The organism is Nocardioides carbamazepini (assembly GCF_024614185.1).
GTDB classification, from domain to species: domain Bacteria; phylum Actinomycetota; class Actinomycetes; order Propionibacteriales; family Nocardioidaceae; genus Nocardioides; species Nocardioides carbamazepini.
Map to the genome: position 1 here is coordinate 343,479 of NZ_JAHTLF010000025.1, position 22,309 is coordinate 365,787.

The following is a 22,309-nucleotide window of genomic DNA, read 5'->3' on the forward strand; positions in this document are numbered from 1 at the left end:
CTCGGTCGGGTCAGAGCCGGGCCAGCCCGCTTTCGAGGAACAGCGGGACGGCCTGCCCGGCGGTGTCGAAGCCGGGGCCGTGGGCGGCCCCGGCGCGATGGCGGTGGTCGATGCCGGCGGCGATGACGGCCAGCTTGAAGTAGGCGAGGGCGAGGTGTTCGTCGAAGTCGCGCAGGGTGACGCCCCCTGCCTTCTCGTAGGACGCCGCGAGCTCCTCGACCGCGGGCAGCCGGTCGCTGGTCCACGCGCAGGGTGTGCCGATCACGAGGTCGAAGGCCGGGTCGCGGTAGACGCACATGTTGGCAACGTCGGCGACGGGGTCGCCGATGGTCGACAGCTCCCAGTCCACGACGGCCGCGACCGCGACGTCGTCCTTGCCGACGAACTGGATCAGGGTGTTGTCGAGTCGGTAGTCGCCGTGCACGATCCCGGTCGCAGTCTGGGCGGGGAGTCGGTCGGTGAGCCGAGTGGCGAGTGTGGTGGCCAGGGTGGCGACCTCGTCGGGGAAGCTGGCACCGACGATGTCCCATTGGCCGCGCCAGCGCCGCAGCTGCCGCTCGGCATAGGCATCGGGACGACCGAAGCGCTCGAGGCCGATCGCGACGTGGTCGACCGCGTGCAGGGCCGCGAGGGTCGCGTTGAGGGCTTCGATCGCCATGCTGAGCCGGGTGTCGTCGAGGGCGTCCAGCTGTTCCTGGGTCTGCACGGTGTGGCCCTCGACGAAGCCGGAGATCGCGAACGGTGCGCCGAGGACGTCGTCGTCCTCGTGCAGTGCGACTGCGGGCGGCACCGGTACGTCGGTCCGGCCCAGGGCTTTGATCGCCCGGAACTCGCGGGCCACGTCGTGTGCCGACGGGGTGCGTCCCGCACGAGGCGGAGTGCGCATTACCCACGCGTCGGCGTCGTCGTCGAGCCGGAAGGTGAGGTTGGAGCGGCCGCCGGTGAGGAGCCGGCCGCGCAGCTCGCCGCGGGGCGTCGTACCGGCGGCGGTCATGACCTCGGTGACGCCGTCGAGCTCGCGGCGGGTGAGCTCGGTCATCGGGTCGCCTCGCGTACCGCGCGGCGGGCCAGCGCCCAGCGGTGCACCTCGGAGGGGCCGTCGTAGATGCGGAACGGCCGGATCTCGCGGGCGATCTTGGCGACCGGCAGCTCGTGGGTGGTGCCGAGTCCGCCGCACAGCTGCACCGAGCGGTCGGCCACGCGGTGCAGCGCCTCGCCGGCGAAGATCTTCGCGATCGAGGTCTCCTTGGCTGCGCGGCCGCCGTCGTCGAGCACCCGGCAGGCCTCCAGCAGCAGGGCACGGGTGGCGGCAAGGTCGATCTCGTTGTCGGCGATCATCTGCTGGACCATGCCGAGGTCGGCGAGCCGGGCACCGAAGGCCTCTCGGCCGGCGACGTGAGCGACGGCGACCTCGTGGGCTCGCCGGGCAGCGCCGAGCCAGCGCATCACGTGGGTCATCCGGGCCGGTCCGAGCCGGACCTGGGCGCCGGCGAAGCCCTGCCCGACCTCGCCGAGCACGTCCTCGTCGGGGACGAAGGCGTCCTCGAAGAGGACCTCGCAGTGCCCGCCGATCATCGAGGTGTCGAGGCTGGCGAGGTGGCGGGTGACGCTGATGCCCTCGGTGTCGGCCGGCATCAGGAACATGGTGGCGCCGCTGGTGTCGCCGGTCTCCCCGCTGGTGCGGGCCATGGTGATGTAGAACGACGCCCCGTCGGCGCCGGTGATGAACCACTTGCGGCCGCTGACCGCCCAGCCGCTGTCGACCTTGACGGCCGTGGTCGCCAGGGCGGTCGGGTCGGAGCCGGCGCCGGGGGAGGGCTCGGTCATCGCGAACGCGGAGCGGACCTGCCCGCGGGCCAGGGGCGCCAGGAAGCGGTCGCGCTGGGAGCCCACCGCCACCTGGTCGAGCAGGTGCACATTGCCCTCGTCGGGCGCGGCGATGTTGAGTGCGAGTGGGCCGAACAGCGAGTAGCCCGCCTCCTCGAACACCGGCGCCCGGTCGACCAGGTTCAGCCCGAGGCCGCCCAGCTCGACCGGGGCGTGCGGGGCGAACACTCCGGCCGCGCGGGCCGCGGCCTGCAGCGTCACGCGAACCTCGTCACCGCCCGCCGCGGTGATGTCGCCGTCGTGCTCGTCGTCGAGCGGCAGCACGACGTCGTGGATGAGGGTGCGGGTGCGCGCGATGATGTCGTCGATCTCGTGGTGGGTCATGGTCAGCGCCGTCCGAACAGGTCCTGGCCGATGATCTGGCGCATGATCTCGTTGGCGCCACCGAAGATCCGCTGGATCCGCGCGTCCTGGTACGCGCGACCGACCGGGTACTCGAGCATGAAGCCGTAGCCGCCGTGCAGCTGCAGACAGCGGTCGACCACGCGGCCCTGCATCTCCGAGGCCCACAGCTTCGCCTTCGCCGCGTCGACCACGGTGAGCTCCTCGGCGTTCCAGGCCCGGATGGCCTGGTCCACGAAGGCCCGGGTCACGTCGATCTCTGTCGCGACGTCGGCCAGCACGAAGCGGGTGTTCTGGAAGTCGGCGATCGGCTGGCCGAACGCGACCCGGTCGTCGACGTACTCGACCGTGGACTGGAGGATCGCGGCGGAGCCGGCCACCGCGGCGGCGGCGATGGAGAGCCGCTCCAGAGGCAGGTGGTGGACCAGTTGGCCGAAGCCGCCGCCGATCTCGCCGACCACGTTGGCGTCGGGGACGAAGACCTCCTCGAAGACCAGCTCGGCGGTGTCCTGGCCGTGCAGACCGACCTTGTTGAGCTTGCGACCGCGGCTGAACCCCGGCATGTCGCGCTCGACGACCATCAGCGTGAACCCGCGCGAGCCGCCCTCGGGGTCGGTGCGCACGACCGTGATCACCAGGTCGGAGTGGATGCCGTTGGTGATGAACGTCTTCGCACCGTTGACGACCCAGCCGCCGTCGACCCGGGTGCCCGACGTACGGATGCCGCGCAGGTCGCTTCCGGTGCCCGGCTCGGTCATCGCGATCGCGCCGATCAGCGCGCCCGCCACCATCCGCGGCAGCCAGCGGGCCTTCTGCTCGTCGTTGCCGAGGCTGGTGAGGTAGGGGATGGCGATGTCGTCCTGCAGCGAGAAGCTGGACGCGAGCGAGGTTGCGTGCACACGGGCGAGCTCCTCGAGCACTACGTTGCGGAAGCGGTAGTCGCGGAACTGCCCGGCGCCGCCGTACTCCACCGGCGCGGGGAGCCCGAGGATGCCCTGCTTGCCCGCGGCGAGCCAGACATCGCGGTCGATCAGACGCTCCTCCTCCCAACGCTCGATGTTGTCGACGACCTCGCGGTCGACGAACTCGCGCACGACGGAGCGGAACTCCTCGTGGTCGGCGGTGTACAGGCTGCGCTTCACGGGCGCCGTCCTTCCCAATTAACTAAACGTTCGTTCGGTTACCGTATGATCTGAGGACGGATGCGTCAATCGGCGAGATGGGAGGCGCTGCGGTCCGGCGGGCGCCCACGACTCGTTGACGGCGTCGCTGCGGACTCCTAATATGACATTGACGTCATGCTCGCAAATCGACCGAAATCAGGTGCACATGTCCCGCTCAGCAGTCATCGTCGATGCTCTTCGCACGCCTGGGGGGAAGCGCAACGGCTCCCTCGGGGGCTGGCATGCGGCTGACCTGGCGGGCACCGTGCTGCGTGCGCTCGGCGAGCGTAACGGGCTCGACCCGGCGTTGGTCGACGACGTCATCATGGGTTGTGTCTCGCAGGTCGGCGACCAGGCGGTGAACGTCGGTCGCTCGGCAGTGTTGGCGGCGGGGTGGCCCGACACCGTCCCGGCCACCACGATCGACCGCCAGTGCGGCTCCAGTCAGCAGGCGGCCCACTTCGCCGCCCAAGGCGTGTTGTCGGGTGCCTACGACATCGCCGTGGCCTGCGGTGTCGAAGTGATGACGCGGGTTCCCATGGGCGCCTCCAGCGTCGGTGGCGAGCCGTTCGGCCCTCTCGTGACCGAGCGGTACGCCGACCGGGAGACCCTCGGTGTACGGGGACTGGTTCACCAGGGCATCAGCGCTGAGCTCATCGCGGACAAGTGGGGCCTCGGACGGGAGGATCTCGACGCCTTCGCGTTGCAGAGCCAGCAGCGTGCCGCGGCGGCGCGTGACGAGGGCCGGTTCGATCGAGAGCTGCTGCGGGTCGAGCGTCGCACGTGGGACGCCGAGACCAGGACCGCGACCGCGACCGGTGAGCTGCTGACGAGCGACGAAGGGATCCGTGCCTCGACGTCCGAGAGCCTGGCCGGCCTCAAGCCGGCCTTCTTGCCGGACGGCAGGGTGACCGCGGGCAACAGCTCGCAGATCACCGACGGGGCTTCGGCGCTGCTCATCATGTCCGAAGAGCGGGCGACCCGACTGGGACTGACGCCGCGGGCCCGCTTCCACGCCTTCGCGCTGGCTGCCGCCGACCCGATCGAGATGCTGACCGCCCCCATTCCGGCCACCCGCAAGATTCTCGAGAAGTCCGGCCTGTCCGTCGACGACATCGACGTCGTCGAGATCAACGAGGCCTTCGCTTCGGTGGTTCTCGCCTGGCAGAAGGAGAGCGGCTTCGACCTGGCCAAGGTCAACCCCAACGGTGGCGCCATCGCGCTCGGCCACCCGCTGGGATCCTCCGGGTCGAAGCTGATGGCGACCCTGCTCTGCGAGCTGGAGAGGACCGGTGGCCGCTACGGGCTGCAGACCATGTGCGAGGGTGCCGGCATCGCCAACGCGACGATCATCGAGCGGCTCTGATCCCCATGCCGGTGACCGGTGGCCTGGGCGCCACGATGCAGGTGAGCCTGGGTGAGAGCATCACCAACACCGCTCGCAACACTCCCGACCGGCCGAGCTTCCTGTACGCCGATGGCACCACGCACTCGTTCGCGCAGACGAACGCCCGCGTCAACCGCCTGGTCTCGGTGCTGCGCGGCCACGGGATCGGTCCGGGCGACCGGGTCGCGGTGTTCGCGCTGGACTCGCACGGCTACGTCGAGATCGTGCTCGCGGCGGCGAAGCTGGGGGCGACCTATGTGCCCTTGAACTATCGGCTCACCCGTTCGGAGGTCGATGTCCTTCTGGCGCGATCGCAGCCGGTGGCACTCTTCTACGACACCCGCTATGCCGAGCTGCTGGAGGGGGTTGCGGAGAACCAGCCGGCACTGCGGCTCTTGGTCCGCATCGACGCATCCGATCCCGGTCGTGTCGCCGAGTACGAGGAGCTGCTGGCGTCCGGGGTCGAGGACGAGCCCCCGGTCGTCGCCACCGACGCGGACCTGATCGGCTTGGCGTTCACCTCCGGCACCACGGGGCTGCCGAAGGGCGTACTGCAGTCCCAGCGACAGATCAAGGCGATCGTGAACGCTCAGATCGTCGAGTACCGGATGCGGCCCGGTGAGGTGCGCTACACCGCGGCACCCGCCTTTCACATCTCGGGCATCTGCCAGCTGCTCGCGGGCGTGATGCACGGCTTCACGTCGCTGGTGATGCCACAGTTCGATGCGCGCGCCACGCTCGACCAGCTGGTCGCCGACGAGCTGACCGCGGTCTTCCTGGTCCCCACGATGATCAGCACGATGCTGCAGCTGCCCGACGTCCACGACCACGACTACGCCCGGCTCGAGCTGATGTACTACGGCGCCTCGTCCATGTCTCCGGCGCTGTTGCGTCGCGCCATGGACACCTTCGACTGCGACTTCCTCAACGCCTTCGGGGCCGGCACCGAGGCGGGGCTGCAGGCCGTGCTGCGCCCCGAGGACCATCGCCGCGCGCTCGCCGGGGAGCCCGCGCTGCTGGGCTCGATCGGCAAGCCGTCGTACGGCGTGTCGATGCGACTGGTCGATGGGGACATGAACGACGTCCCGCAGGGCCAGGTCGGCGAGATCGCCACCCGCAGCGACATGGTGTTCGACGGCTACCTCGACATGCCCGAGGAGACCGCGCGGGCGACCCGGGACGGCTGGTTCCGTGCTGGCGACATGGCCTATGTCGATGACAACGGCTATCTCTACCTGAACGGGCGCAGCAAGGACATGATCGTGCGCGGCGGCGAGAACATCTACCCGTTCGAGATCGAGGCGGTCCTCTCCGAGCTGCCGGACGTCGTCCAGGTGGCGGTCGTCGGCGTCGAGGACGAGCACTGGGGGGAGATCGTGCGCGCCTGGGTCGTACTCCGCCCCGAGTCCGATCTCTCGGAGGCGGCGTTGCGCGCGCACTGCGCGGCGCGGCTCGCGCGCTACAAGGTGCCTGCCGAGTTCCGGTTCGAGCCGGAGCTGCCGGTCAACGCGAGCGGCAAGATCCTCAAGCGGGAGCTCCGGACCCGTGCCTAGGGGAGCGGCGCTCGGCGATCGCGAGGGGGAGCGCCCCGGCCGGCGGCACGCCTCAACGCACGGAATCGGGGTCGTCCGCGCCCTACACTCGGCGGTCGACTCACTCAGCGACACGAGGGGAGAATGGCGATGAGCGCGCGCGGAGGAAGCACGAGAGGCCGGGCGGTCGTCGGCCCCACCGCAACGCAGGCCGCGCGACGAGACGCCGGTCCGGTGACGGTGAAGGGTCAGGAGCGACGGGAGACGATCCTGATCGCCGCTCGCCGGGTGTTCGAGCGGCTGGGGTACGTCGACGCCCGGGTCGCCGACATCGTGAAGGAGGCGAAGGTCGCCCAGGGCACCTTCTACACCTACTTCGACTCCAAGGAGGCCGTCTTCACCGAGCTGGCCAAGCAGGTCACCACGGGCATGCTCGAGACGCTGAAGGCCGAGCGTGCCAGCGGGACGCCGCGCGAGCGAGTGCGCCACGGCCTGCATCGGTTCGTGCTGGCCTTCCGTCCCAATGCGACCTTCCAGCGCCTCCTCGAGCAGGTCGGCACCTCCTCGCCCGAGATGAGCACGATGCGCCTGGCCCTGCGCGAGGACTTCGTGCGCAGGTCTGCTCGCGGCATCGAGCACATGCAGGAGGAGGGTTTCGCCGACCCGTCGATCGATCCGGTGATGGTGGCCGAGGTCCTCGGGGCGATGGTCGACCAGTCCACGTTCATGTGGCTGTCGCTGGGCAAGGAGTACGACGAGGACGAGCTCCTCGACACCCTGACGTTGGTCTGGTCGCGCGCCATCGGCCTCAAGGAGCAGTAGCCAGGTCCGCCGGTTCCCACCGGATCCCCCGGCGTCGAGCGCGTCGGGGAATCCGGCGTACCTGCGCGCGATTCCTCGCCGTGACCGGGCGGAAAGAGGTTCGAGATCCCTCAAAATTGAGGTTGACATCGACGTCATATCTGCGGTTGTCTTGCCGATGTGACGACCGCTATGAAGGGGACCGAGCTCGCCCCCGCCGATGACCTCATCGTCGAGCGTGCCGCCGGCATCGCGACGATCACGTTGAACCGGCCCCGAAGGAAGAACTCGGTGACCTCGCTGGGGTGGGCGGACCTTCGTGACGCGTTCCGCTCGATCGATCCGCGGATGGATCGCGTCGTGGTCCTCACCGGAGCCGGCGACACCTTCTGTGCCGGCGCGGACCTGGCCGGCAACGACGACAGCCGCAGCGATCTCGACAACATGCGCATCGTCGGCGAGGCGTGCCTCGCGCTGCACCGGGTGCAGGTCCCGACCATCGCGGCGGTGGACGGCGCCGCGGTCGGTGCTGGCATGAACATGGCGCTGGCGTGCGACTTCGTGATCGCCACCGACCGGTCACGGTTCAGCGAGATCTTCGTCCGCCGGGCGCTGTCGGTCGACTTCGGCGGCTCCTGGCTGCTGCCGCGACTGGTCGGCATGGCGAAGGCCAAGGAGCTCGTCCTGCTCGGCGACTTCGTGAGCGGCCCGCAGATGCTGGAGCTCGGGTTGGCCCACGACGTCGTCGGTCCCGAAGCGCTGGAGGCGGCGGTCGCGGCCCTCGCGCAGCGCCTGCTCGCCGGCCCACAGTCGGCGATCATGCTGTCGAAGGCGCTGCTCAACGACTCCTTCGAGGTCACCCTCGAGCGCGCCCTCGACGACGAGGCACGCGCCCAGGCCCTCAACCTCGTCTCCGACGACGCCCGTGAGGCCGCGGCTGCGTTCCTCAACAAGCGCGAGCCGAACTTCCTGTCGGCCGCGCGACCGCACATCGAGAACGTAGAGAAGAGGGACTGAAGAAGCATGCAGATCGACAACTCCGTCGCGATCGTCACCGGCGCCGCCTCCGGGCTGGGGCTGGCGACCACCCGTGAACTGCTGACCGCCGGTGCCCGGGTCGTCATGGTCGACCTGGCGACATCGCCCGGAGCAGAGGTGGCCGCCGAGCTCGGCGAGGCCGCGACCTTCGTGGCCGCGGACGTGACCTCGCAGGAGCAGGTCGGCGCTGCCGTCTCGGCCGCCACCGGTCTCGGGTCGCTGCGTATCCTGGTCAACTGCGCGGGGATGGGTATCCCGGCCAAGACCGTCGGGCGTGAGGGCCCCGCGCTGCTGGCCGGGTTCATCACCACCGTGACGGTCAACCTGATCGGCACCTTCAACGTGATCCGGCTGGCCGCGGCTGCCATGGCCGTGGCCGAGGCCGTGGACGGCGAGCGCGGAGTCATCGTCAACACCGCCAGTGTGGCCGCGTTCGAGGGGCAGGTCGGCCAGGCGGCGTACTCCGCCTCGAAGGGAGGCATCGTCGGCATGACGCTCCCGGTGGCGCGGGACCTGGCCGGGTACCTGATCCGCGTCTGCACGATCGCGCCGGGCATCTTCGAGACCCCGCTGCTGGGCGGCCTTCCCGACCACGTCAAGACCTCACTGGGGCAGCAGGTTCCGCACCCCGGCCGGCTCGGCCGCCCTAGCGAGTACGCCGACCTGGTACGTCACATCGTGGAGAACCCGATGCTCAACGGTGAGACGATCCGCCTCGACGGCGCGATCCGAATGGCTCCGCGCTGATGATCGCCCGACCGTTCGCCTGGACCGAGGAGCATGAGGAGTTCCGCGGCGTCCTGCGCAGGAAGCTCGAGAGCCTCGACGCGGTCGGCGCCGCCCGAAGGGAGCTCGCCGCGACGGGCGACGGGCCAGAGGCCGACTCCACGTGGTCAATGCTGTGCACCGAGCTCGGCCTCGGCGGACTGACCCTCCCCGAGGAGTACGACGGGAGCGGGTGTGGTCGGGTGGAGCAGTCGATCGTCGGCGAGGAGCTGGGCCGCGCCCTGGCCGGCGGCACCTACCTGCCGACCGTGGTGCTCGCCGCCCAGGCCGTGCTCCGCTCGGGCGACGTCGACGCGGCAGCCCGGCTGCTGCCCGGAATCGCGTCGGGCACCGCCCGGGCGGCCCTCGCGGTCGCCGAGGGTGGCGCGTCGTGGCGGCTCGGGGAGCCGAGTGCCACCACGGCCCGGGCCGACGACATCTCGGGCGCGTGGCAGGTGACCGGCGTCAAGACGCCCGTAGTCGGAGCGGCCGAGGCGGACTGGTTCGTGGTGGCGGCCCGCGAGCCGGACGGCGTCGGGAGCCTGTTCCTGGTGGAGGGCCGTGACGCCGTGGCGCTTCGCCCGCTCGAGCCTCTCGACGCGACCCGGTCCGTGGCCGAGGTCGAGTTCCGTGCGACCCCGGCGCGTCGTCTCGGCGAGGCGGGCGCTGCCCTGGCGGTGCTGGAGGTGGTTCGCGAAGGAGCCGCGATCTACCTTGCCGCCGAGCAGGCCGGCGGCAGCGCCGCCTGTGTGGCCCTGACGACGGAGTACGTCGGCGGCCGGATCCAGTTCGGCGTGCCGGTCGGGCGCTTCCAGGGCGTCAAGCACCGCCTCGCGGACATGCACCTGCGGACCGAGCATGCGCGGTCGGCGGCACTGTGGGCGGCCTGGCAGGAGCCGGGGAGCGATCTGGCCGCGATGGGCGCGTCGGTGGCTCGCACCTATGCCTCCGAGGCCTTCGTCCAGACCGCGTTCGACACGATCCAGCTGCACGGCGGGATCGGCATCACCTGGGAGCACGACGCGCACCTGTTCCTGCGCCGGGCCCAGTCGTCGGCCGCGCTGCTGGGGCCGGCCTGGTCCGAGCGGAGCCGGCTGACGTCGTACATCGAGAAGGAGGCACGCGGGTGAGTGACCAGATCGAGCTCGATGCGGAGATGTCGGTCGATGTCGTCGCGGAGCGGACCCGGACCTGGCTCGAGGAGCATCTGCCACAGGAGTGGAAGGACGCGGCTGTGGACGGCGGGACCGAGCTCAACGCGGTCGTCGAGCGGTTGGGGGCCACGTGGTTCGAGGTACTGGGCGGCTCGGGGCTGGCGACACCGTCGTGGCCTCGCGAGTACGGGGGTCTCGGCCTCGGTGCCGACGCGGCCGCCGTGATCGCCTCCGAGCTCGCTCGCCGCCGGGCGGCCCGGCCCGAGGCGGACTTCCCCGGCCTCGCGTTGGGCGGTCCGACGATCATCGCGTGGGGGAGCGAGCAGCAGAAGCAGCGCTTCTTGCCGCCGCTGGCCCGTGGGCGGGAGCGATGGTGCCAGCTCTTCAGCGAGCCGGGCGCCGGCTCCGACCTCGCCGCGCTGCAGACGCGGGCGGTCCGGCAGGACGACGGCTCGTGGCGGATCACCGGACAGAAGGTGTGGAACTCGTTCGCCCACATCAGCGACTTCGGGATGCTGATGGCTCGGACGGATCCGGCCCAGCCGAAGCACCGTGGCATCACCTACTTCCTGCTCGACATGCGCAGCCCGGGCGTGAGCGTTCGTCCGCTCCGGCAGCTCAACGGGGAGGCCGAGTTCAACGAGGTGTTCCTGGACGATGTCGTCGTGCCCGACAGCGACCGCCTCGGGCCGGAGGGTGCGGGCTGGGAGGTGGGGCTGACGACGCTGATGGCTGAGCGCAGTGGGCTCTCCGGCCGCCCGGGCGTGGGCCCGGCCCTGGTCGGCGGGCTCGTTCGTCGTGCGCGGCACACGGGTGCCTGGTCCGATCCGGTGGTCCAGGACCGCCTGGTGCGGGCGTGGGTCCAGGAGAAGGTGCTCCAGATGGCGACCGTGCAGGCGTTCGTCGAGCTCGGGTTCCGGGAGCCGGGGGCGGAGGGGTCGCTGCGCAAGCTCGCGCACGCCGGTCTCGAGGAGGAGGTCGGTCGGATCGCCGCGGACCTCGAGCCCGCGGGACTCGTCGCGGTCGACCCGGAGGACGTCGAGCAGACCGAGGCGCGACGCGCCTTCCTGAGCGCGAAGATCCTCAGCATCGCGGGCGGTACGTCGGAGATCCAGCGCAACATCATCGGCGAGCGCCTTCTGGGGCTGCCGCGTGAGCCCGACCCGTACGTCGCCACGCCGTACCGAGACCGCCCTCGTAGCTGAGCGTGCCGCCGTGCCCTGGAACCGAACAAGGAGTAGGACATGCCTGACGAAGTGATCACCCGCCGTCCCGGCGACGGCACCTTGGTGATCGAGCTGAACCGGCCGCAGGCACGCAACGCGGTCAACGAGAACCTGGCTCGCCTGGTCGCGGCGGCGCTCGACGAGCTCGACGAGGACGCATCGCTCCAGGTCGGCATCATCACCGGAGCCGGCGGCACGTTCTGCTCCGGAATGGACCTCAAGGCGTTCGTCCGAGGCGAGCGGCCCGAGGTCCCGGGGCGGGGCTTCGCGGGTCTGGTGGAGCGCGCCAGCCGCAAGCCGCTGATCGCCGCGGTCGAGGGCTACGCGTTGGCGGGGGGCTTCGAGATCGTCTTGGCCTGTGACCTGGTCGTCGCCGGCGAGGGCGCCCGCTTCGGGCTCCCGGAGGTCAAGCGGAGCCTCGTCGCGGCCGGGGGTGGCCTGCTGCGGCTTCCCGAACGGATCCCGTACCACGCCGCGATGGAGATCGGCCTCCTCGGTGACATGGTCACAGCCGGACGGATGGAGAGGTGGGGGCTGGTCAACCGGCTCGTGCCCGACGGAGAGGCGTTGGCCGAGGCGTCCCGTCTCGCCGCGGCCCTGGCGGGCAACGGCCCGCTCGCGCTCATGGCGACGAAGCAGGTGCTCGTCGAGGGCCGGGACTGGCCGATGGAGGATGCGTTCGCACGCCAGAGCCTCATCGCCGATCCCGTCTCCGCCTCGGCGGACGCACGGGAGGGAGCGGTCGCCTTCGCCGAGAAGCGTGCCCCCGTCTGGACCGGGAGGTAGTGCACCGAGCGCCGACGGAGGCGGCGCACAACCGCCGTGGACACCACGGCTGCAGCGTGCCCGCCAGGGCCTTGACAACATGACGTACGTCACTAATCTTGGATATGACATCGACATCACATTCAAATGTGGTGCGACGCGAAAGGAACGCGATGCTCACCGGTCAGCAGTACAAGGACTCGCTTCGGGACGGACGCAGGGTCTACTTCGAGGGCAAGCTCGTCGACGACCTCGAGTCGGTCCCGGCGCTGGCTGTTCCCCTGCAGCGCGCCGCTGACGCCTACGACGCCTACTACGACCCGGCACCCGACGCGGTGAACCCGGTGACGATGGCTCCGCGCAGCCCCGACGAGCTACGCAACCGGATCCCGGTGATCACCGAGATGGACCTGCTCACCAACACCACCTACCAGTCGCTGATGACGCTCTCGGTCGCCGCGGCGCGCCTCGAAGCGCACGCGCCCGAGTTCGTTCCGCGGATCCGACAGTACGTCGACGACGCGCGCCGGGCCGACGTCCGGATCGCCGAGTGCATCACCGACGCGAAGGGCAACCGCAGCCTTTCGCCCTCGCAGCAGGAGGACCCCGACTCCTACGTCCGCGTCGTGGAGCGCCGCCCCGACGGCGTCGTTGTCCGCGGCGCCAAGCTGCACATCAGCGCGGCGGCCTTCGGCCACGACCTGATGGTGATGCCGACCAAGTCGATGAAGCCCGGCGAGGAGGATTACTCGATCGCCGCGATCGTGCCGGTCGGCGCGCCCGGCGTGACCATCACCAACACCACCTATCACCCACGCAACCGGGACGACCGCGACTTTCCGGTCTCCTCCAGGGACAGCATCCCGGACTCGATGGTGATCTTCGACGACGTGTTCGTGCCGACGGAGCGGGTGTTCCTCGACGGACAGACCGCCCAGGCGGCGGTCTTCGCCCACTCGCTCGGCCTGTGGGAGCGCCTCGGCGGCGTCTCCTTCATGGTGCAGCAGGCCGACGAGCTGGTCGGCCTGGCGTCCCTGATCGCGGAGGCCAACGGCACCAGCCGGATCTCGCACGTCCGGGAGAAGATCGACGAGATGATGATCCACGCGACCCTGCTGCGGGCCGGGCTGGAGGCAGCCCTGTCGCACGCCCAGGCCACGCCGGAGGGCTACTACTACCCCGACGACATGTACACGAATGTCACCAAGTACCAGGGGGCCGCGCAGTTCAGCACCATGGTCCGCCACCTGCACGACATCGCCGGTGGCGCGGTCGTCACGGCACCTTCGATGTCCGACTTCGACAACCCCGACCTGGCTCCGCTGCTGGACAAGTACATGGGTACCGGCTCGGGCATCTCCGGCAAGTACCGCACACAGCTGTTCCACGCGATCCGTGACACCACCGCCGACTCCTTCGGCGGCTGGCACCACGTCACCAATCTCCAGTCCGGCGGCGGCATGTTCGCCCAGCGTCTGGTCACCCGGAAGAACTACGACATCGAGCGCGCTCGGGAGCTCGCACTGAAGGCGGCCGGCCTGGCCGGGAGCTGATCCCGGACCTGCTCAGCCGTCCCTGCGGCGCAGCCTCCGATCGGACATCTGGCCGGTCGGTCGGCCGGTCGCGCCCTCCCGGGGCCCGTAGGCCCCACCACGATGCCGGCGACCGCCGGAACCACTCGAAAGGTGTGTACCTCCACGATGCGCACGAACAAGCTCCTCCCCGTCCTGGCGGCATCCGTCCTGGTGCTCGCCGGGTGCGGCTCTTCCGATGACTCCAAGAGCGCCGGCTTCGACGACGCCGAGAAGGCCAGCGGAGACCCGATCGTGTTCGGCGCCCAGGCGCCGACCAAGGGAGCCGCCGCCTATCCCCAGACCGGCTACGGCGTCGAGGCGGGTGAGTGGTACGTCAACAACGTGCTCGGCGGCGTCGACGGCCGACCGATCGAGATCGAGACCTGCGCCGGTGACGGAAGCCCGGAGACCGCGATCAACTGTGCGAACGGCTTCGTCTCCAAGAAGGTCCCCTTCGTGCTGGACGCCTACGACCAGGCGATCGCCGGTGCCGTCCCCGTGCTGTCGGCCGCGGGCATCCCTATCATCGGCACGCTGTCCGGTGGCGGCGCGGCCGACTCCGCGCCGTACGGTGACAGCTTCTACTTCACCGGGCCGACGACCGTCAGCGCGCTGGGCAGCATGAGCGTGCTGGAGAGCCTGGACAAGGAGAAGGTCACCCTCGCGGTCAACGAGACGCCGACCTCCCACCAGTACGTCGACGACCTGATCAAGCCGATCGCCGACTCGCTCGGCATCGACTTCTCGGTCCAGTACCCGCCCGCCACGGGCGCGAACTTCAACGTCGTCGCGGCCACCCAGCTCTCCGAGGACCCCGACGCGGCCGGCGTCATCGCCCTGCCCGAGGACGGCTGCACCGCCCTGTTCCAGGCACTGCGCCAGCAGGGTTTCGACGGGACCATCTTCGCCGGCTCGTGCTCGCAGTTCATCGACGACATGGGCGCCCAGGCGGCGGGCGCGATCGTCCAGCCGCGCCTGTGGGTGCCGCTGTCGAAGGACGCGGCTCCCGCCGAGGTGCAGACCCAGCTCGACGACTTCGCCACGGCGATGGAGGAGGTCGGGTACGGCGACGAGCTCTCGGCGCGCTCGCTGTACGCCTTCGCCGGCGTGGTGAACATGGTCGACGTGCTCACCACGATCAGTGGCGACATCACCAACGAGACGGTCCGTACCGCGATGAAGGGGCTCAAGGACTTCCCGACGTTCGCCGGCCCGACCGTGACCTGTGACGGCCAGCAGTGGCCGGGCTACCCGTCAGCCTGCAGCCACAAGGCGATCTTCTTCGAGGTACAGGAGAACAGCACGCTCGCACCCGTGAACGACGACGGCTACATCGAGCTCGACCCGTCGCTCGTCCCCTCCTCCTAGAAGGACCCGCGGACCGGCCGGGTGACCGGCCGGCCCGCGTTCCACTCCCGATCCTGAGCCACTGGAGCCTGTCGTGGACACCTATCTGCAGTTCGTCATCCTCGGCCTGGGCCTGGGTGCCGTCTATGTCGCACTCGGCAACGGCCTCGTCCTGGTCTATCGAGCCACGGGCATCATCAACTTCGCGCAGGGCGCCATGGCCATGTGGGGTGCCTACGTCTTCGCGCAGCTCCGGCTCGACGGCAGCCTGGTGCTGCCGGTCGGCCGGATCCAGCTCGGCGCCGGCCCGACGAGCGTGGCCGTGTCGCTGGTGGTCGCACTCCTGACCGCCGTCGCGCTGGGTCTGCTCGCGCACTACCTGGTGTTCCGTCCGGTCCGCCACGCGCCCGCGCTGGCTCAGGTGGTCGTGTCCGTGGCGTTGATGCTCAGTCTCCAGGCGCTGGTCGTGATCCGGTTCGGTCCCAACAACATCTCGGTCGAGTCGATCATCGAGCCGGGAAGCATCGACCTGTTCGGCGTCACCGTGTCGTCGCGGGAGCTGAAGATGGTCGGCGTCATGCTCGTCCTCTCGGTGCTGGTCTGGGCCTACTTCCGCTTCACCCGTGCCGGCGTGGCCACCCGTGCCGCGGCCGAGAACGAGCGGGGCGCGACCCTGCGTGGCTTCTCGCCGGACCGTCTCGCCGCGCTGGCGCTGGTGATGGCCAATGTCGTCGGCACCGTCGGCGTGATCCTGGCCAGCAGCCTGACCGGCCTCAATCCCAGCAACTACACCTTGCTGGTGGTTCCCGCGCTGGCGGTCCTCCTCGTCGCCCGCATGGAGTCGATCGGCACCGTCTTCGTCGCCTCCCTGGCGCTCGGCGCCTTCCAGTCGGTGATCAACCTGCTCGTCCTCAAGCCGTGGTGGCCGACCTGGGCGCAGTCGGGCATCGAGCAGGTCGTTCCCTTCCTCGTCGTCGTCGTGATCCTGTTCGCCTTCGGCAGCCGCCTGCCCTCGCGTGGGTCGCTGCAGACGATCCCGCTGCCGGACGTGCACATCCCGCGGCTCAGGCCGGTCGCGGGCACGGTCGTGCTCGCGGTCACCGTCGTGCTGTTGGTGGTGACCCGCGACGCGTACCGTTTCGGCCTGACGTACTCGATCATCCTCACCCTGGTCGCCCTCTCCTATGTGGTGATCACCGGCTACCTCGGACAGATCTCGCTGGCCCAGACGGCATTCGCGGGTGCGGCGGGCTTCACGCTGTCGAAGGTCACCACCGACTGGGACATGCCGTTCCTGCTGGCGGTCCTGCTCTGCTCCGTCGTCGCGGCGCTCCTCGGCATGATCGTGGCGCTGCCGGCGTTCCGGATCCGCGGGGCCCAACTGGCCATCGTCACCATCGCCGCGTCGCTGGCGATCGAGCGGTTCGTCTTCAACAACTACAGCCTGACGCCGCCGTCCGGCAACCCGATCGCCGACCCGCATCTGTTCGGCATGAACCTCGCCGTCCGGGAAGGGGCGACGCTGAGCCGCCTGTCGTTCTCCCTGATGGTCCTCGTCGTCGTCACGCTGGTGATCGTGGCGTTCGTCCGCCTCGCGTCGGGTGACACCGGTCGCGCGTTCCTCGCGGTGCGGGCGAACGAGCGAGCCGCCGCCTCCGTAGGGATCGACGTGCGGCAGACGAAGCTGATCGGATTCGGGGTCTCGGCCTTCATCGCCGGACTCGCGGGCTGCTTGATCGGCTACAGCGCGGGCCAGTTGTCGGCAGAGTCGTTCTCCGTCTTCGTGGGTCTGCAGATCCTCGCTGTCACCTACCTCGGTGGCATCACGTCCTGGGGCGGCGCGGCGGTCGCAGGCGTCATCGGGCCGCTCGGGATCATCTACGTGCTCTTCCACGACCTGTTCGAGATGGGCGACTACTACGCGCTGGTCTCGGGTCTCGCCCTCATCCTGACCGCCATCCTCAACCCCGTCGGCATCGCCGGCGCGACGCGCTCACAGATCGACTGGGTGCGCCGCAGGATCGGCGGCGGCCGTTCACCGGCCGCCAGGGAGTCCGCCGGTGCCGCCGCTGACGATGCCCCGATCGACCTTCGGGAGGTCTCCGATGTCCACTGACGCCCCCATGGGAGCCCACGGCGGCCTTCGGGCCGAACGGCTCACGGTCCGCTACGGCGGGGTGACCGCGAACGCCGACGTCGACCTGGACGTGCGACCGGGCGAGATCGTCGGTCTGATCGGCCCCAACGGCGCCGGCAAGACGACCTTCGTCGACGCGGTCACCGGCTTCACCAGGTCGGAGGGCAGCGTCACCCTCGACGGTGAGCGGATCGACGCGCTGCGCCCGCACGAGCGCCGCAGGCGCGGACTGTCGCGCACCTGGCAGTCGGGGGAGCTGTTCGGCAACCTGACGGTGCGCGAGAACGTCGCCGTGGCCACCCGCCCGGGCGGGGTCGGGACGCTGTTCCGCGACATCTTCTGGCCGCGTCGCCGCAGCGACGGATCCGTGGACCGGGCGCTGTCGCTCGTCGGGCTGGGGGACGAGGCGGACCGCCTCGCCCGCGACCTGTCGCTCGGCCAGCAGAAGCTGGTGGGTGTCGCGCGGGCCCTGGTCGGCACCTGCAAGCTGTTGCTGCTCGACGAGCCGGCCGCCGGCCTCGACAGTGCGGAGAGCCTCGAGTTCGCGACCCGCCTGCGCACCATCGTCCGGGAGCAGGGCGCCGGCGCCCTGCTCATCGACCACGACATGTCGCTCGTGCTCGGCGTCTGCGACCGGGTCTTCGTGCTCGAGTTCGGCAAGCTGATCTTCAGCGGTACGCCGGACGAGGCCCGGACCGACCAGGCCGTGGTCGCCGCCTATCTCGGAGTCCCGATGGAGAACGCCGATGCCTGACTCGCTGCTCAAGATCGACGGCCTGACCGCCGGCTACAACCGGGTGCCCGCCATCCGTGACCTCGACCTCGAGGTCGGGCCCGGTGAGGTCGTGTCCCTCCTCGGCCCCAACGGTGCCGGCAAGACCACCAGCCTGCTCGCGATGGTCGGGCTTGTCCCGCTGACGAGCGGCACGGTCGAGGCGCTGGGTGCGCCGCTCGGCAAGCCGCACCACCTGGCGCGGCGCGGCATGGTCCTGGTTCCCGACGACCGCGGGCTGTTCTTCGGGCTCACCGTGCGCGACCACCTGCGCCTCGCCCGACGGCGGCCGTCCCCGGAGCGGGAGTCGGCCATCAGGGAGCGGTTCCCCGCTCTCGCCGGGCTCGACAGCCGGAAGGCCGGCCTGCTCTCCGGCGGTGAGCAGCAGATGCTCGCGATCGCGGCCGCGCTCCTGAGTGAGCCTCGGCTCCTGCTGGTGGACGAGATGTCGTTGGGCCTGGCACCGAAGATCGTCCAGGACATGCTGCCTGCCATCCGTGACCTGGCGAAGGAGGAGGGGATCGGAGTCGTCCTGGTCGAGCAGCACGTCGAGCTCGCACTCGCGGTCTCCGACCGCGCACTGGTTCTCAACCACGGCAGGGTGGTTCTGGCCGGGGCGGCTGCCGACCTGCTCAAGGACCGCAGCCAGCTGGAGGCGGCGTACTTCGGATCCGACGAGTTCGCCGACCGAGGTGCCGAGGCGATGAGCTGATGCGCGCCTATGCCCCGATGATCGCGATGGGCGACTACCTGCGGATCAACGCGCGTCGGTTCCCCGACCGGCCGTGCTTCGTCGAGGCCGGAGGAGCTGCGTTCAGCTATCGAGAGGTCAACAGCCGGGTCAACCGGCTGGCCGACGCGCTGACGTCCCGGGGTGTCCGCAAGGGCAGCCGGATCGCGATCCTCGCCGTCGACTGCGTCGCCTTCTACGAGGTCATCCTCGCGACGCTGAAGCTCGGCGCGACCTATGTGCCGCTCAACAACCGGCTGACCGACGCGGAGGTCCGCACCCTGCTCCGACGGGCGGAGCCCTCGATGCTGTTCGTCGGCGGGCGCTATCTGGACACCGCGCACGCCGTGCTGCCCGACGTCGGCTCGGTCGACCACCTCGTGGCCTTCGACGGCGACGCCGAGCTGACGTACGACGCGCTGCTCGCCGAGGGCGCCGACGCCGAGCCCGAGGTCCGGGTCGACGACACCGACATCGTCGGTCTGGCGTTCACGAGCGGCACGACCGGTCTGCCCAAGGCGGTCATGCAGTCCCACGGCATGCTCAAGTCGCTGATCGGTATCCAGGAGGTCGAGTACGAGTACCTCCCGGGAGAGTTCCGCTACACCGCGTCCCCGGCGTTCCACATCTCGGGCCAGGCGATCACGTTGGGCCACGTCAAGCGGGGGTACACGACGCTCGTGTTGCCTCAGTTCAACGCGGCCACCACGCTCTCCTGGATGGGCGCAGGACTGACCGGGTGCTTCCTCGTTCCGACCATGATCCGGAGGGTGCTCGACGAGCCGGGGGTGGCCGACGTCGACTTCTCCCGGTTCCGTTCGATCATCTACGGCGCGGCGCCCATGCCGCCGGCGATGCTGCGCGAGGCCATGGACGTCTTCGGGTGTCGTTTCATCCAGGCGTTCGGGGCGTCGACGGAGGGCGGGCTACAGACCGTGCTGACCTCGGCGGACCATCTGCGCGCCGCGGCGGGCGAGCCCCATCTCCTCGGATCGGTCGGGCGGCCGGTCGGAGCTGTCGACGTACGGATCGTCGACGCGGACGACAACGACGTCAACGTCGGGGAGGTCGGCGAGATCATCAGCCGCAGCGACGCCGTGATGTCGGGATATCTCGAGATGCCGGAGCAGACGGCGCACACCCTGCGCGACGGCTGGTTCCGAGCCGGCGACCTGGCGCGACAGGATGCCGAGGGGTTCTTCTACCTCGCCGGCCGCAGCAAGGACATGATCATCCGTGGCGGCGAGAACATCTACCCGATCGAGATCGAGACGGTGATCGCCGAGTACGTCGGCGTCTCGAACGTTGCGGTCGTCGGTCGTCCCGACGACTACTGGGGCGAGGTCGTGGTCGCGTTCGTCACGCTGCACGACGGCGCCGGCGTCGACACCGAGGCGCTGAGGGCTCACTGCCGTGAGCATCTTGCGGCGTACAAGGTGCCCGCGGAGGTGGTCGTCGTACCCGAGATGCCGCTCAATGCCAGCGGCAAGATCCTCAAGCGGACCCTGCGCGACGAGATGGTCGCGGGACGGCACCGGTGAGTGCCGATCCTCGGGAGATCCGCACGCCGAAGGGAGCATTGGCCGGCGTCCGTGTCGTTGAGTTCGCCGGACTCGCCCCGGGGCCCTTCGCGGCGATGATGCTGGCCGACCACGGCGCCGAGGTGATCCGGATCGATCGACGGAGCCCCACGGTTCCCGATCCCGATCTCCTGGGCCGTGGCCGCGACGTGGTCCGGGCGGACCTCAAGGATCCGGCCCATCGGGACGCGGTCCATGCGCTGGTCGACCGGGCCGATGTCCTCATCGAGGGCTTCCGCCCTGGCGTGATGGAGCGCCTCGGCCTCGGCCCGGACGACCTGCTCGCCTCCAACCCGAGACTCGTGTACGGCCGGATGACGGGCTGGGGCCAGTCCGGGGCGCTCGCCCGCGTCGCCGGTCACGACATCAACTACGTGGCGATGTCCGGCGCGCTGGGCGCGATCGGGCCTGCGGACCGGCCGCCGGTCGCCCCGGTCAACCTGCTGGGGGACTTCGGGGGCGGTGGGCTGCTGCTCGCCTTCGGCGTGCTGGCGGCGCTCGTCGAGCGGTCGCGGTCCGGCCGCGGACAGGTCGTCGACGCGGCCATGGTCGACGGGGCCCGCCTCTTCACCACCCACTTGCACTCGATGCACGCCGAGGGTGCATGGGACGCCGGACGAGGAGAGAACCTGCTGGATGGCGGCGCGCCGTTCTACCGGTGCTATGCGACGTCCGACGGAGCGCACATGTCGGTGGGCTCGCTCGAGCCGGAGTTCTACGCACAGCTGGTGTCGGGTCTGGGGCTCGACATCGAGCAGCTGCCCGCACAGCAGGATCGGTCAGGTTGGCCCGAGCTGGAGCGGATCTTCGCCGCCGCCTTCGCCGCGAGGACCCGCGCCGAGTGGACCGAGACCTTCTCCCTCACCGACGCGTGCGTCCAGCCGGTCTACTCGCCGGTCGAGGGGCTCGTCTCGCCGTTCGCCGCTGACCGGAGTGCCGCGGAGACCGTCGAGGGAGTGTCCCAGCCGGCTCCGACGCCTCGGTTCGCCCGAACCCCCGCCGGGCCGCTCCGGCTGCGTCGAGACGCCCGCCGGGCGGGTCTGGCGTCCTGGGGCCTGACTGACGGCGCGCTTGCCGCGCTGGGCTACGACGAATAGACCCCGGCCAGACGCGAGTCCAGCAGGCTGATCGCCTCGGAGACCATGCGCGTCACCAGCTCGGAGCAGCTCGGAATGTCCTCGATGAGACCCTGGGCCATGCCCACCGACCACACGCCGGCCTCCGGATCGCCGAGCTCGTAGACCGTTCGTCCTCGGATTCCGTTCACGAGATGCTGTACCTCGGAGAACTGGCCGCCGGCCGAGAGGACCTCGACGGCCTCGCGGGCCACGGCGTTGCTGTGGACGCGGGAGGTGTTGCCCAGTGGCCGGAACAGGAGCTCGGTGTCGAGTTCGGTGGCCGCGACGATCGCCTCCTTGATCCGGTGATGGATCGGCGCCTCCTGCGTGCAGAGGAAGCGGGTGCCCATGGTCACGCCCTCGGCCCCGAGTGCCAGCGCGGCGACCAGCCCACGGGCGTCGGCGATGCCGCCCGCTGCCAGCACCGGGATGTCGAGCCGCGCAGCCGCAGCGGGGATGAGAATCAGGCCGGGTACGTCGTCCTCACCCGGGTGTCCGGCGCACTCGAAGCCGTCGATGCTGACGGCCGCGACCCCGACGGCCTGGGCCTTGAGGGCATGTCGCACGCTGGTGCACTTGTGGATGACCTTGACGCCGTGGGCGTTGAAGTAGTCCATCGAGGGACCGGGGTTCGCGCCGGCCGTCTCGACGACCTTCACGCCCGACTCGACGATCGCGGCCCGGAGCTCGTCGTGGTTCACGGTCCTCATCGACGGCAGGATGGTGAGGTTCACGCCGAACGGCCGGTCCGTGTGCTCGCGCACGCGGGCGATCTCAACCGACAACAGGTCCGGGTCGGGGAAGGTCAGCGCGGTCAGCATGCCGAGCGCGCCCGCCTCGGCCACGGCGCCGACCAGGTCCGCCGTCCCGACCCACTGCATCCCGCCCTGCACGATCGGGTGGTCGACGCCGAAGGTCTCGGTGAAGCGGGTGCGGAGTCGCGGCTCAGTTGACATGGCTGTCAACTTAAATGTCATGTGACATGGCCGTC

19 protein-coding genes are annotated in these 22,309 nt (G+C 70.1%); 15 read left to right on the top strand and 4 right to left on the bottom strand.

The window, feature by feature from the left end; genetic code table 11:
• Window positions 1-10: 10 nt before the first annotated feature.
• From KVF89_RS27675 to KVF89_RS27685, 3 genes are read right to left on the bottom strand one after another with little or no spacing between them, the layout of a single operon-like run.
• Window positions 11-1,039, bottom strand: a complete 1,029-nt coding sequence (locus tag KVF89_RS27675) for a phosphotransferase family protein (protein ID WP_257430359.1) — start codon at window positions 1,037-1,039, stop codon at window positions 11-13.
• Window positions 1,036-2,211 (bottom strand): acyl-CoA dehydrogenase family protein, encoded by a 1,176-nt coding sequence (locus KVF89_RS27680; RefSeq protein ID WP_257430360.1) that lies wholly within the window; start codon window positions 2,209-2,211, stop codon window positions 1,036-1,038. The genes KVF89_RS27675 and KVF89_RS27680 overlap by 4 nt, the downstream gene beginning before the upstream one ends.
• A gap of 2 nt (window positions 2,212-2,213) precedes the next feature.
• The gene (locus tag KVF89_RS27685; RefSeq protein WP_257430361.1) at window positions 2,214-3,371 is read right to left on the bottom strand and encodes an acyl-CoA dehydrogenase family protein; all 1,158 of its coding nucleotides are present in this window, start codon (window positions 3,369-3,371) and stop codon (window positions 2,214-2,216) included.
• Window positions 3,372-3,558: 187 nt separating this feature from the next.
• Between KVF89_RS27685 and KVF89_RS27690 the strand changes: the two genes are divergently transcribed.
• The 15 genes from KVF89_RS27690 to KVF89_RS27760 all read left to right on the top strand — a co-directional run bounded on the left by KVF89_RS27690 (window position 3,559) and on the right by KVF89_RS27760 (window position 21,297).
• Entirely contained in the window at window positions 3,559-4,758 is a 1,200-nt protein-coding gene (locus tag KVF89_RS27690) for a thiolase family protein (protein ID WP_257430362.1), read from the top strand.
• Between the two features lie 5 nt (window positions 4,759-4,763).
• Entirely contained in the window at window positions 4,764-6,332 is a 1,569-nt protein-coding gene (locus tag KVF89_RS27695; protein WP_257430363.1) for a class I adenylate-forming enzyme family protein, read from the top strand.
• Between the two features lie 213 nt (window positions 6,333-6,545).
• On the top strand, window positions 6,546-7,133 hold the full coding sequence (locus KVF89_RS27700; RefSeq protein ID WP_257430364.1) for a TetR/AcrR family transcriptional regulator: 588 nt from the start codon (window positions 6,546-6,548) through the stop codon (window positions 7,131-7,133).
• A gap of 159 nt (window positions 7,134-7,292) precedes the next feature.
• Window positions 7,293-8,129 (top strand): enoyl-CoA hydratase/isomerase family protein, encoded by an 837-nt coding sequence (locus KVF89_RS27705; protein ID WP_257430365.1) that lies wholly within the window; start codon window positions 7,293-7,295, stop codon window positions 8,127-8,129.
• 6 nt (window positions 8,130-8,135) lie between these two features.
• Window positions 8,136-8,897, top strand: coding sequence for an SDR family NAD(P)-dependent oxidoreductase (locus KVF89_RS27710; protein WP_257430366.1), 762 nt, complete (start codon window positions 8,136-8,138; stop codon window positions 8,895-8,897).
• Window positions 8,897-10,045, top strand: coding sequence for an acyl-CoA dehydrogenase family protein (locus KVF89_RS27715; RefSeq protein WP_257430367.1), 1,149 nt, complete (start codon window positions 8,897-8,899; stop codon window positions 10,043-10,045). The genes KVF89_RS27710 and KVF89_RS27715 overlap by 1 nt, the downstream gene beginning before the upstream one ends.
• Window positions 10,042-11,274: an acyl-CoA dehydrogenase family protein gene (locus KVF89_RS27720; protein ID WP_257430368.1), complete on the top strand. Its 1,233-nt coding sequence runs from the start codon at window positions 10,042-10,044 to the stop codon at window positions 11,272-11,274. Before KVF89_RS27715 ends, KVF89_RS27720 begins: the two co-directional genes overlap by 4 nt.
• A gap of 39 nt (window positions 11,275-11,313) precedes the next feature.
• Window positions 11,314-12,081, top strand: a complete 768-nt coding sequence (locus tag KVF89_RS27725; protein WP_257430369.1) for a crotonase/enoyl-CoA hydratase family protein — start codon at window positions 11,314-11,316, stop codon at window positions 12,079-12,081.
• A 152-nt stretch (window positions 12,082-12,233) separates the two neighbouring features.
• Window positions 12,234-13,613, top strand: coding sequence for a 4-hydroxyphenylacetate 3-hydroxylase N-terminal domain-containing protein (locus tag KVF89_RS27730; protein WP_257430370.1), 1,380 nt, complete (start codon window positions 12,234-12,236; stop codon window positions 13,611-13,613).
• A 147-nt stretch (window positions 13,614-13,760) separates the two neighbouring features.
• Window positions 13,761-15,002, top strand: a complete 1,242-nt coding sequence (locus tag KVF89_RS27735; protein ID WP_257430371.1) for an ABC transporter substrate-binding protein — start codon at window positions 13,761-13,763, stop codon at window positions 15,000-15,002.
• A 73-nt stretch (window positions 15,003-15,075) separates the two neighbouring features.
• Entirely contained in the window at window positions 15,076-17,097 is a 2,022-nt protein-coding gene (locus KVF89_RS27740) for an ABC transporter permease (RefSeq protein ID WP_257430372.1), read from the top strand.
• Window positions 17,087-17,872 carry an ABC transporter ATP-binding protein gene (locus KVF89_RS27745; RefSeq protein WP_257430373.1) on the top strand — a complete coding sequence of 262 codons (786 nt, stop codon included), beginning with the start codon at window positions 17,087-17,089 and terminating at the stop codon, window positions 17,870-17,872. Before KVF89_RS27740 ends, KVF89_RS27745 begins: the two co-directional genes overlap by 11 nt.
• Window positions 17,865-18,602, top strand: coding sequence for an ABC transporter ATP-binding protein (locus KVF89_RS27750; protein WP_257430374.1), 738 nt, complete (start codon window positions 17,865-17,867; stop codon window positions 18,600-18,602). The genes KVF89_RS27745 and KVF89_RS27750 overlap by 8 nt, the downstream gene beginning before the upstream one ends.
• Window positions 18,602-20,161, top strand: coding sequence for a class I adenylate-forming enzyme family protein (locus KVF89_RS27755; RefSeq protein WP_257430375.1), 1,560 nt, complete (start codon window positions 18,602-18,604; stop codon window positions 20,159-20,161). Before KVF89_RS27750 ends, KVF89_RS27755 begins: the two co-directional genes overlap by 1 nt.
• Window positions 20,158-21,297 (top strand): CaiB/BaiF CoA transferase family protein, encoded by a 1,140-nt coding sequence (locus KVF89_RS27760; protein WP_257430376.1) that lies wholly within the window; start codon window positions 20,158-20,160, stop codon window positions 21,295-21,297. The genes KVF89_RS27755 and KVF89_RS27760 overlap by 4 nt, the downstream gene beginning before the upstream one ends.
• Here KVF89_RS27760 and KVF89_RS27765 read toward each other — a convergent pair.
• Window positions 21,285-22,274 carry an NAD(P)H-dependent flavin oxidoreductase gene (locus KVF89_RS27765; protein WP_257430377.1) on the bottom strand — a complete coding sequence of 330 codons (990 nt, stop codon included), beginning with the start codon at window positions 22,272-22,274 and terminating at the stop codon, window positions 21,285-21,287. The two genes, KVF89_RS27760 and KVF89_RS27765, sit on opposite strands and share 13 nt — an antisense overlap.
• Window positions 22,275-22,309 lie beyond the last annotated feature (35 nt).

Bases quoted from the DNA above. Each gene is read 5' to 3' on its own strand.
- KVF89_RS27745 (WP_257430373.1), top strand. From the start codon at position 17,087: ATGTCCACTGACGCCCCCATGGGAGCCCACGGCGGCCTTCGGGCCGAA.
- KVF89_RS27690 (WP_257430362.1), top strand. From the start codon at position 3,559: ATGTCCCGCTCAGCAGTCATCGTCGATGCTCTTCGCACGCCTGGGGGG.
- KVF89_RS27730 (WP_257430370.1), top strand. From the start codon at position 12,234: ATGCTCACCGGTCAGCAGTACAAGGACTCGCTTCGGGACGGACGCAGG.
- KVF89_RS27695 (WP_257430363.1), top strand. From the start codon at position 4,764: ATGCCGGTGACCGGTGGCCTGGGCGCCACGATGCAGGTGAGCCTGGGT.
- KVF89_RS27675 (WP_257430359.1), bottom strand. From the start codon at position 1,039: ATGACCGAGCTCACCCGCCGCGAGCTCGACGGCGTCACCGAGGTCATG.
- KVF89_RS27725 (WP_257430369.1), top strand. From the start codon at position 11,314: ATGCCTGACGAAGTGATCACCCGCCGTCCCGGCGACGGCACCTTGGTG.
- KVF89_RS27750 (WP_257430374.1), top strand. From the start codon at position 17,865: ATGCCTGACTCGCTGCTCAAGATCGACGGCCTGACCGCCGGCTACAAC.
- KVF89_RS27710 (WP_257430366.1), top strand. From the start codon at position 8,136: ATGCAGATCGACAACTCCGTCGCGATCGTCACCGGCGCCGCCTCCGGG.
- KVF89_RS27735 (WP_257430371.1), top strand. From the start codon at position 13,761: ATGCGCACGAACAAGCTCCTCCCCGTCCTGGCGGCATCCGTCCTGGTG.
- KVF89_RS27755 (WP_257430375.1), top strand. From the start codon at position 18,602: ATGCGCGCCTATGCCCCGATGATCGCGATGGGCGACTACCTGCGGATC.
- KVF89_RS27680 (WP_257430360.1), bottom strand. From the start codon at position 2,211: ATGACCCACCACGAGATCGACGACATCATCGCGCGCACCCGCACCCTC.
- KVF89_RS27715 (WP_257430367.1), top strand. From the start codon at position 8,897: ATGATCGCCCGACCGTTCGCCTGGACCGAGGAGCATGAGGAGTTCCGC.
- KVF89_RS27765 (WP_257430377.1), bottom strand. From the start codon at position 22,274: ATGTCAACTGAGCCGCGACTCCGCACCCGCTTCACCGAGACCTTCGGC.